At 59.5% G+C, this 8,284-nt stretch carries 7 protein-coding genes; 3 read left to right on the top strand and 4 right to left on the bottom strand.

Features of this window, described 5'->3' with window-relative positions; all coding sequences use genetic code 11:
- Nucleotides 1-346: 346 nt before the first annotated feature.
- Nucleotides 347-586: a hypothetical protein gene (locus HQL63_15105; GenBank protein MBF0178153.1), complete on the top strand. Its 240-nt coding sequence runs from the start codon at nt 347-349 to the stop codon at nt 584-586.
- A 153-nt stretch (nt 587-739) separates the two neighbouring features.
- Here the strand turns inward: HQL63_15105 and HQL63_15100 are convergent, their stop codons facing one another.
- Nucleotides 740-1,024, bottom strand: coding sequence for an integration host factor subunit alpha (locus HQL63_15100; GenBank protein ID MBF0178152.1), 285 nt, complete (start codon nt 1,022-1,024; stop codon nt 740-742).
- A 288-nt stretch (nt 1,025-1,312) separates the two neighbouring features.
- Nucleotides 1,313-1,552: a hypothetical protein gene (locus HQL63_15095; GenBank protein MBF0178151.1), complete on the bottom strand. Its 240-nt coding sequence runs from the start codon at nt 1,550-1,552 to the stop codon at nt 1,313-1,315.
- Between HQL63_15095 and hemL the strand changes: the two genes are divergently transcribed.
- The gene (gene hemL, locus HQL63_15090; protein ID MBF0178150.1) at nt 1,551-2,831 is read left to right on the top strand and encodes a glutamate-1-semialdehyde 2,1-aminomutase; all 1,281 of its coding nucleotides are present in this window, start codon (nt 1,551-1,553) and stop codon (nt 2,829-2,831) included. The two genes, HQL63_15095 and hemL, sit on opposite strands and share 2 nt — an antisense overlap.
- Before the next feature lie 293 nt (nt 2,832-3,124).
- On the top strand, nt 3,125-4,267 hold the full coding sequence (locus tag HQL63_15085) for a DegT/DnrJ/EryC1/StrS aminotransferase family protein (protein MBF0178149.1): 1,143 nt from the start codon (nt 3,125-3,127) through the stop codon (nt 4,265-4,267).
- A gap of 118 nt (nt 4,268-4,385) precedes the next feature.
- Here the strand turns inward: HQL63_15085 and HQL63_15080 are convergent, their stop codons facing one another.
- The gene (locus HQL63_15080) at nt 4,386-6,281 is read right to left on the bottom strand and encodes an SPOR domain-containing protein (GenBank protein ID MBF0178148.1); all 1,896 of its coding nucleotides are present in this window, start codon (nt 6,279-6,281) and stop codon (nt 4,386-4,388) included.
- Nucleotides 6,282-6,372: 91 nt separating this feature from the next.
- On the bottom strand, nt 6,373-7,713 hold the full coding sequence (locus tag HQL63_15075) for a 3-deoxy-7-phosphoheptulonate synthase class II (GenBank protein ID MBF0178147.1): 1,341 nt from the start codon (nt 7,711-7,713) through the stop codon (nt 6,373-6,375).
- Nucleotides 7,714-8,284 lie beyond the last annotated feature (571 nt).

Raw genomic sequence — 8,284 nt, 5'->3', positions numbered from 1 at the left:
CCGCAAGGGCGCTGCCCTTGACCCGCCAGGGAGCCAGCCCCCTGGACCCCAATTCGCTGACGTGGCCGCCAGGGAGCCAGCCCCCTGGACCCCAATTCGCTGACGTGGCCGCCAGGGAGCCAGCCCCCTGGACCCCAATTCGCTGACGTGGCCGAAATGTTGATCATGGCCAAGGAGTTGTAGGTTGGCGCATACGGGGTTGCTTTTTCGGCAGAAGTGGCTACCGACTTGAGGGATTTTACTCCGCCAATTTCACTTTTTTATGTATCCTCGCAAACTTGTCCGGTCGATACACATATTAGGTGGGTTTGGTTTTTATGCCTGAGATGTGAGGTGGGTTATGGACATGCAACAGACTGATCTGGTTCGTTCCCAAATGCAAAACTGGAGCGTTGCGGGGCGGGGCGCCTCGCAGCCCGTCAATGACAGGGCTGCCCAGGTCATCAGGCAGGCGTTCTCCTCGGGTGATATGGTAACACTGAGCGTGCCGGACACGGTCAAGGGTGCCATCCGGGATCTGGCGGAGAAGACCTTGAGCGAGCTTCCACCCAATGATGTCTCTTCGATTCTCGACCTCTATGCATGAGCAGAGAAGAAGGCCGATACATACACCGACGGCCTCTGCATGAAACGCACAGGCGGGAGATTTCCAAACAGACAAGGCCCTCATTGGTGAGGGCCTTGTTTTTTGTCTGGGCTATGGGTCTCAAGTCACGGGGAGCGAAGAAGCGACCGGTTTTCAGCGGGAGGAGCGGCCAACCTTTTCCCGAAGAATCTGGCTGGGTTTGAAGGTGACGACAGTCCGCGCCGAAATCTCCACTTCCTGACCCGTTTTCGGGTTGCGGCCCTGCCGGGTGCGCTTTTTCCGTGTGGTAAAATTTCCGAAACCGGAGATTTTGACTGGATCGCCCTGTTCCAGTTGGTTGCGGATGATCTCAAACACCGACTCCACAATGTTGGCCGACTCTTTTTTTGACAGGCCGATCTTTTGATAGACGGTTTCCACGATATCAGCTTTGGTCATCTGGTCTCTCCAAGTTGGCCGAAAAACCCTATGAGGCGCATTCGCAAAGCCGCAGACCGTTTCCCGGGATGGGGGCGTCGTCCATGCTGGGGTACCGAATGGGCCCTGGTTCAGTCGAATGTCGCCGTATGCCTTAAGGTGCAGGGTTCACCAGAACGTAACCATCCGGCACCCCCCCAGATAGGGAAGCCTGACATGGAAGACTCCGGTCAGGGCCTCGTCCCGAACCCCACCAGGACTCTCGCCCGGACCAGTCCGGTCGCCAGCCCTCCCCCGCACTCCGATGCGTCAGGCTTTCTCTTCGTGGTCAAGTGCCAAATCACCACACCAGAATCTCCATTCTAGCGTGATTGTCTGGTCGGAGGAAAGCATCCATCCATGTAATTGTGAATCTTTTTTTCCCGGATGGGCAACTTTCCAGGTTGCGTTGAAAAAAAATTGGGTGGAGAGTGACGGGCGGAATGCGCCGGGGTCGGCATGAGCATGCAGGCAGGTGGGCGCACATTGCGCTTCCATAGAGGTTACCATGAAACGTTCCGAGATTCTTTTCAAGCGTGCGCAGGAGATCATACCCGGAGGGGTCAACAGTCCGGTACGCGCCTTCAAGTCGGTTGGCGGGACGCCACCCTTCATACAATCGGCCCGGGGGGCGGAAATCATCGATGTGGATGGACGAGCCTACATCGACTATGTCGGGTCATGGGGCCCCATGATTGCGGGACATGCCCATCCCCGGGTGGTCGAGGCGGTCTGTCAGGCGGCGGGGAGGAGCCCTTCGTTCGGGGCGCCCACCGAGGCGGAAGTGCGCCTGGCCGAGGCCATCATCGATCGGGTTCCCGGCATGGCCATGGTCCGTCTGGTCAATTCCGGCACAGAAGCCACCATGAGCGCCCTGCGGCTGGCGCGGGCGTTTACGGGCCGCGATGCCATCCTCAAGTTTGAGGGGTGTTATCACGGGCATGGCGACAGTCTGTTGGTCAAGGCGGGTTCCGGGGCAGCCACTTTGGGTGTCCCCTCCTCGCCGGGTGTGCCGGCTGCGGTGGCACGGGATACCTTGACAGTTCCCTACAACGATCTGGCAGCCGTGGAGTCCCTCTTTGCCACGAAGCCCGGAACGATTGCCGCCGTGATCGTCGAACCTGTGGCGGGCAACATGGGGTGTGTCCTGCCCGACGCCGCTTTTTTGACGGGTTTGCAGAGGGTTTGCCGCGCGGATGGCGCCTTGTTGATCTTCGATGAGGTGATGACCGGTTTTCGCGTCGCCTTGGGCGGGGCGCAAGCCTTGTACGGCATCCAGCCGGATTTGACCACCCTGGGCAAGGTGATCGGTGGCGGTTTGCCGATGGGGGCTTATGGCGGTCGGCGCGACATCATGGAACAGATGGCGCCGTCAGGCCCGGTGTACCAGGCGGGAACCCTCTCGGGTAATCCTTTGGCGACAGCGGCAGGTCTGGCGATGCTGGATATCATCTCCGCCCCCGGCTTCTATGATACCCTGGAGAGTGCCACCCACCGGTTGACCGAGGGAATCAGCCGGGTCTTGACCGCAGCCGGCATTCCGCACTACAGCACCCGGGTGGGATCCATGTTCGGTTTGTTTTTTACCCATTTGCCGCAGGTCCGCAATTTCGCCGAGGCGGCCACCACAGATACACATCGCTTCAAACGTTGGTTTCACGGCATGCTGGATGCGGGCATCTATCTGGCGCCGAGCCCCTATGAGGCCGGCTTCGTCTCCATCTGCCACAACGAGGCCCTGATAGACAGGACAGTTGCCGCAGCGGAACAGGTGAGCCGATCCTTGTAACAACGGAAGACAGGTGAGCCAATCTGGATATGAAAGCCTTTGTCAGGGCTTCGCCCCGAACCCCACCGGGGCGCTGCCCTGGACAAAGCCGGGGAGCCAGCCCCTTGGACCCCGATTCGTGGATATGAAAGCCTTTGTCAGGGCTTCGCCCCGAACCCCACCAGGACGCTGCCCTGGACAAAGCCAGGGAGCCAGCCCCCTGGACCCCGATGCGTTGCCGGGTGGTGAAGGGTTACGGGTTACAGCTTTGAGGGGTTGGACAGAGACACTTTTTTCGGGTGGTGACGAAAGCCATGAAGGTTGAATTTTATCGACATGCCCTGGGCGAGGAGGAGATTGCCTCGGTGGTGGAGACGCTCCACTCGGTGTTCTTGACGGCTGGTCCAAAAACCCGAGCCTTCGAGGCTGCCTTCGCCGAGTATCTGGGCATACGGCGGGTGGTTGGTTTTTCCAGTTGTACGACGGCTCTGTGGTTGACCCTGCGTGCCTTGGGCATCGGACCCGGCGATGAAGTGATCACCACGCCCATGACCTTCATTGCCACGGCCAATGCCATCCTGGAGGCCGGCGGAACACCAGTCTTTGTCGATGTGGAGGCATCCACTGGCAATCTAGATGCCGAACGGGTCGCGGCGGCCATAACCCCACGCACCAAGGCCATTCTGCCTGTCCATCTCTATGGGCAAATGTGCGACATGCGCCGCCTGCGGGTCATCGCCGATCAACACAACCTGGCCATCATCGAGGATGCCGCTCATTGCGTCGAAGGGGAACGGGATGGCGTGCGTCCTGGTCAACTCGGCGATGCCGCCTGTTTCAGTTTCTACGCCACCAAAAACCTGTGTTCGGGTGAGGGGGGCGCCGTGGCAACCCAGCGTGACGATCTGGCCGAACAACTCCTGCTTTGCCGATCCCACGGCATGGACAAGGGAGCCGCCGAACGCCATCATGGCCGATACCAGCACTGGGACATGGTCTGCCTGGGACAAAAAGCCAACATGTTCGACATCCAGGCCGCCCTGCTGCTGCCACAAATTCCCAAAATTTCCCGCCACTGGCAACGCCGCAGTGAAATCGTCGCCAGCTACGAGTCGGCCCTGACGGGCGTACCAGGAGTGACGTTGCACCGAATGCCCCTCGGCTCCCGCCACGCACGGCATTTGTTCACCATTCTGGTTCCACCCTCAGCCCGAGACCCTTTTTTGGCACAACTGCAAGCCTTCGGAATCGGTTGCACCGTCAACTACCGCGCCATCCACCTGCTGAGCTACTACCGGCAACGCTTCAACCTGCCGCGCGGCTCCTTTCCTGTGGCAGAGGAGATCGGCGATTGCACTGTCTCTCTCCCTCTCTGGGTCGGATTGCAGGAACACGAAATACGTCACGTCATCGATGGAGTGCGGAGCAGCCTGAAGCAGGTAACCAGAAAAGCCTGAACATGAAAGCCTTGGTCAGGGGTTCGCCCCGAACTCCACCAGTTCAAGAAAAGCCTGGACACCAGCCCCCTGGACCCCGATTCGTGGCCTGTTGGTGAATAGTTACCCGAAAAGAAGCTCAGATCCCGATGCAGTAGGTCGACAGGCCTGTCCGGTCACGTACCCGGTCAGCGGTCGTTTTAGCCTCTTCCCGTTTATCGAACGGTCCCACCAAAACCTGGACGAAGCGACGCCCGCCGACTTCGGTCTCCTTCAAGAAATATTGAACTCCCCCGCCGCGCAGCCGATCCAGGGTATGGCCGGCGTCTGTGTGACGGTTGAAGACGCCCACCAACACGGCGTAACGCCCCGTCGTGTCTCCAGCGGACCCCAAACCGCTTGGCCCTGTTTCCCGGTTACCAGGCTGCTGGGCAACCACTTCCACCGGAGTTTTGACACCCTGAGCCGCCATATTTTTATCTGCATCCGGTCTTCCGCCCCAGGCCTGCCATGGCGATGGTTCAGGCGGGACGGCAGAACGGGCCGGTGGGAAAGGTCGTGAGGAGCGCGTGGCCGATGCTTTGTGGCTCTCTGTTCGAACCACGGGTCGACCTTGACTTGCCGGAAGCGCCCCCTCCCTGAACGCAGTCTGGGCAGGGACATGGCTGGGGCTGATCGCCCTGGCCAGGGCAGAGGGACGTTTGGGTGCGACCGGATGGCGGGCCGCCACGATCTTCCTTTCGTGGGAGTGCCACAGCCGGACTGCCTTGCGTGGGGCATCCAGGGTGATCACCCGCGCATCAATCTGGATGCGATGTTGCAGGATGGGGATTGCCAACTCCGCCTGATCCCGGGCGGCAAAGGGCCCCACGAGCAAGCGCTGGAAGGTCCGACCTTTGACCTCGGTTTTTTCCACGGTGTGCAGAATGCCGTAGCCAGCCAGCAGATTTTGCGCCTGGACCAGATTGTAGGCATGGGTGAAAGAACCGGCGACGACCATGAAACGGCCATCCTGGAACACCGGGAAATCGTCGGGGGGAAACAACGCCTTGGTCGGATCGACCGGCTCCCCGGGACGATGAATCCTGTCGGCGATAAGAGGGAAAGTCTCTCGGCGGGTCTGCTCCGTCAGCAAGCCTGCGGCTTGGACCGACTCACTGGAAGTGGCAAATGGCCCTGTCAGGAGGTGGGTATAATTTTGGCCCAGGTAGGCTGATCGACTGGTCAGCAGGGTGGCGCCGAGGGTGGACAACTGCTCCTTCGCCGTCTGGACTTTGGCCGTATCCACGGAAGATTCGACCAAAACGTAGTGCCGCCCGGCCTGGATGGGCGGAAGCTGGGTGATCCGGGGTATTCCCACGGATTCCCGAGGTGATCTTTTTTCCTTCAGGGCCAGCGCCGCCGAATCTTCGGCTGCAAGGACCGCAAGTTCCACAATTTCCATCCCGGCTGCAGCCAACTCAGCATCAATGTTTTCACCGGCTGCGGCAGATCCCCCCTGCCCGGACTTCTCCACCCCTGTTGGCACCTGATCGGGCATCACCGGCGCGGATGGCGCCTGACCAGGCGTCGACGACACGGCGGGCGCGGAAATGCTTGCCATATCTTCGATCTCAAGGTGGGCAAGATCCGCTGGGGATGGCTCGGGTTCAGAGGAGGGTGAAGCCTGGGGCGCACCACCGGATGCGGCGCGGGGAGACTCCAGGTCCGTGACTTGCACGGCATCCTTCTTTTCCACAGCCTGGGGAGCCTCATCGACCACTGGACGCTCCGCGCCTTCCGGCATCTCAGCTGCCCGCGCTGCCTCGCTCGTGGTTTCTTCCGAACCTTTGAACATGGAAATCACGGGCATGGTGGCTGTGACACCAGCCGTGCCGACCACGCTCCAGTAGACCAGGGCGAACACGATCCCCCAGCCGCGTTGCGGTCGCAACTGCAGCCCATTCCGAATGGCCTTCAGGGTGTGGGACAAACCACTGGAAGGTGCGGGTCCGCTCTCGTCCTGTGCTTGAGGCGCTGCCTCGTTCTCCGCCATTGTCCGCCTTTCCGATCCAAGCCGTTACCAGTGCGGTAATCGGATTTCGGAGATACGAGCAATTTCCAGACCAGAAACGAGGCGATTGCAATCAGGTTTGCATCAGTTCGGCGATCATATAGGCCATATCCAACCCCTGGGCCGCATTCAGACGTGGATCACAGGTGGTTTCATAGCGTTCCCGGAGGTTCTCCGGCAAAACCTCCATGGAGCCTCCCAGACACTCCGTGACATCTTCGCCGGTCAATTCAAAATGGACGCCGCCCGGGATGGTCCCCTCCTCTTTGTGTATACTGAAAAACTGTTTGATTTCAGAAAGAATATGATCAAACGGTCTGGTTTTAAACTCTTTGACGGTCTGTGTATTGCCATGCATGGGATCGCAGACCCAGACCACCTGCCGGCCCTCCTGATGCACCTTCCGGACGAGTGGCGGCAAGGCATCGGCAATCTTGTTATGACCGAAACGGGTGATGAGGGAGAGCCGTCCAGCCTCATTGTCGGGATTGAGCCGGTCGCACAATCTCAGGAGATCATCGGCTGTAGCCTGGGGACCGATCTTACATCCCAGCGGATTGCGCACCCCACGCAGAAACTCCACATGGGCGCCATCCAGCTGCCGGGTGCGTTCACCAATCCACAACATGTGGGCAGAACAATCGAAAGAGTCTCCGGTGATGGAATCGACCCGCGTCAGAGCCTGCTCGAACTCCAGAATCAAGGCTTCGTGGCTGGTAAAATATTCCACTTGCCGCAGCACGGGCGTGGTTTTGGAGTCGATGCCGATGATCTCCATGAAGCGCAAGGCATCGCTCAACTGGTTGGCCAGGCTGGCATAACGTTGTCCCTGGGGGCTCTTGGCGACAAAATCCTGATTCCACATTTGTACCCGGTGCAGGTCGGCAAACCCTCCCTCGGTGAAGGCACGAAGCAGGTTCAGGGTGGCAGCGGATTGGAAATAGGCTCGTTCCAGGCGTTTCGGATCTGGTTGCCGGGCCTCCTCGGAAAAATATGGGTCGTTGACCGATTCCCCGCGAAAACTGGGAAGCGAGACACCATTCTGGGTCTCCATGGGGCTGGAGCGGGGCTTGGCAAACTGACCTGCAATGCGTCCCACCTTGACGACGGGCTTTCTTGCCCCATAGGTCAGGATGACGGCCATCTGCAACAGCACCTTCAACTTGTCGCGAATGGCATTGGCTGTAAAATCTCCGAAGGATTCGGCGCAATCTCCCCCCTGCAACAGAAAGGCCTCCCCTGCAGCAACTCTTGCCAAGTGCTGTTTGAGAGCGAGAACTTCACCGGCAAACACCAGGGGTGGAAACTGGCTCAGGTTTTTGAATGTCTCCGCCAGGGCACCGGAATCGGGCCAAGCGGGTTGCTGTTCTGCCTTGTATTTTCGCCAGGAGTCGGGGCGCCATGTCTCGGACACTGAAAAAATTCCTCACACAAGTTTTGGGTTGATTCGGTTGGGCAACGCCCCCCCTCTTTATAAAATAAACCGACTGTCAAAGCATTGGCAAGTCGGAAACCTGAATTGACGCAACCATTCGCCACCCGGCCACGCATCGGGGTCCAGGGGGCTGGCTCCCTGCCAGGGCCTGATTCCAATTCCAGATCAAGCGTCTGCTTCGTTGACTGCCTCACTCGCTCCTCGCCGTACCAAACACGTGCAGCCTCGTCGCTCGTTCGTTGTCGCCTCGCATCCATCTTGATCTGGAATCGGAACGAGACAGAGTCCTGGCGGGGGCCGGGGCGAAGCCCTGACCAAGGCTTTCGTGTCCAGGCTTATCCCGGGGGTTCGGGACGAAGCCCTGACCAAGGCTTTCATGTCCAGGCTTTTCTTGCCATGGTGCTGAACAGTTGCCAATTTTGGTGGTCGGAGGGCACGGGATGGGATACCCTGTCGCTTCTCGACATGTCAAGCCGTGTCCACAGGGATCATCGTTCGTAACTATTCACCACCCGCCAACGAATCGGGGTCCAGGGGGCTGGCTCCCTGG

Source organism: Magnetococcales bacterium, from assembly GCA_015231175.1.
Lineage (GTDB): Bacteria > Pseudomonadota > Magnetococcia > Magnetococcales > DC0425bin3 > HA3dbin3.
This window is presented reverse-complemented; position numbering and strand designations above follow the sequence as displayed.

Bases quoted from the DNA above. Each gene is read 5' to 3' on its own strand.
- HQL63_15105 (MBF0178153.1), top strand. From the start codon at position 347: ATGCAACAGACTGATCTGGTTCGTTCCCAAATGCAAAACTGGAGCGTT.
- HQL63_15100 (MBF0178152.1), bottom strand. From the start codon at position 1,024: ATGACCAAAGCTGATATCGTGGAAACCGTCTATCAAAAGATCGGCCTG.
- hemL (MBF0178150.1), top strand. From the start codon at position 1,551: ATGAAACGTTCCGAGATTCTTTTCAAGCGTGCGCAGGAGATCATACCC.
- HQL63_15095 (MBF0178151.1), bottom strand. From the start codon at position 1,552: ATGGTAACCTCTATGGAAGCGCAATGTGCGCCCACCTGCCTGCATGCT.
- HQL63_15085 (MBF0178149.1), top strand. From the start codon at position 3,125: ATGAAGGTTGAATTTTATCGACATGCCCTGGGCGAGGAGGAGATTGCC.
- HQL63_15080 (MBF0178148.1), bottom strand. From the start codon at position 6,281: ATGGCGGAGAACGAGGCAGCGCCTCAAGCACAGGACGAGAGCGGACCC.